This is a genomic window from Buttiauxella sp. S19-1, assembly GCF_022134725.1.
Classification (GTDB): Bacteria; Pseudomonadota; Gammaproteobacteria; order Enterobacterales; family Enterobacteriaceae; genus Buttiauxella; species Buttiauxella ferragutiae.
In genome coordinates this window covers 1-1443 of record NZ_JAHWLU010000244.1, presented here as the reverse complement: position 1 = coordinate 1443, position 1443 = coordinate 1, and the positions used below count along the sequence as shown (strand labels likewise).

Below are 1443 nucleotides of genomic sequence, written 5' to 3'. Positions count from 1 at the left end.
TATCGCGGCTCAGGTCCGCCACATCCTGCTGCTGGTGTTCCTTGTCACGGATGGTAATAGTGCCTGCCGCAATGGCTGACTGCGTGGTGCCCGAAGCATTATCGCTGGCTCCGATACCAATAAGAGGTACGCCACCCCCGCTGAACATCTGCCCGCCATGGCTGTCCTGACCTGTCGCTCCGCCCGCGCTGATGCCCTTGCTGCTGGTACTGTATTCAGCGTGGTTGTCGAGGCTGCTCCAGCCCAGCGTCCCGGTGTCGAGGCTGTTTTTGCTGGCTTCCGCCGTACTGGCAATCACCGCACCATCCAGCTGCGTGTGTTTGCCAACGCTAATATCGAATCCTTTGTCCCCGGCAAACAACCCGCTCTGCTCGCCGACGCTGGCGTATTCACTGTCAGTTTTGCTCTGGTTGATATTCAGGCTGGCCGAGCCGGTCATCGAACCAAAGGTGAAACTGGCTCCGCCGCTCACATCTTTCTGTCGGCTGTGATACTCGTCCGTATCCTGCAGACTGCTGATGGTTAAATCACGCCCCACATCGGCTGTGATTTTGTCGCCCAGAGCCTGCGCACCGGAAATTATCGTGTCCCGCCCGCTGCTCATGCTCAGCTCATTGCTGGCATTCACCCGGCTGTTGATATATTCGGTGGTTTTACCGTCTGCGCTGCCTTTCGACTGAAAACCACTGGCTGACACACCTATCCCGGTTTCCTGTCCCAGCGAGACATGTACCCCGGCATTCCAGCCACTGCTATTATTTTTGCTGGTCTGCTCGCTGTTGTTGGTCGCAGCGTCCAGGGTCAGGTCATTCTGCGCAACCAGCGTGACGTTATGACCCGTCACACCACTGCCGCTGATATGCAGGTCGCCGCTGGTACCTTTCCCGCCGGTCGCCACCATGGTGACATCGCCCCCAGCCGTGAGTGTGCTGCCCCGCACCTGATTCTGTGTCGATTCGGACTCAAATTGACTTTTGCTGGATCCGACGCTGACTTCCACTTTCACTGCGTTCACATTGCCCTGCGCAGCCCCCCCTGCTATTGAGGAAGCGCCAGAGCCTGCGGCCCACGCATTTTCTGCTGTTTTAACTGCATACAACGCTTTAAGGCGGTCATCACTGACCTCTTCACCGCGTTTGAAGGTATCGTTGGCAGCCATCACGGCATCGGTCACGGCCGATGAAACCGACACCGTCACCCCACTTTGCTTCTGTTCATAACGTTCTTTACGGCGCTGCTGGTCATTACCGGCATCGACAATAATCTCGCCTGCTGCCACATTGAGATTTTTACCCGCCACCACATCCGCACCGCTGATATGTGCTGTGTTACCGGCAATAATGCTGACGTTACCGCCTGTGGAGCCAATAGTGCTGACACTCTGGCTCTGGGTGGTACCGTCTTCATTCCGTTCATGGAGGGAAGATTTGCTGCCAATAGTGA

Annotated in this window: 1 protein-coding gene; it reads right to left on the bottom strand. The window is 56.7% G+C overall.

Translation table 11 applies throughout. The annotated features are described in order from the left end of the window. Positions 1-1443: hemagglutinin repeat-containing protein (locus tag MES37_RS24350; RefSeq protein ID WP_237932821.1), on the bottom strand; the 1443-nt coding region annotated here is incomplete at both ends.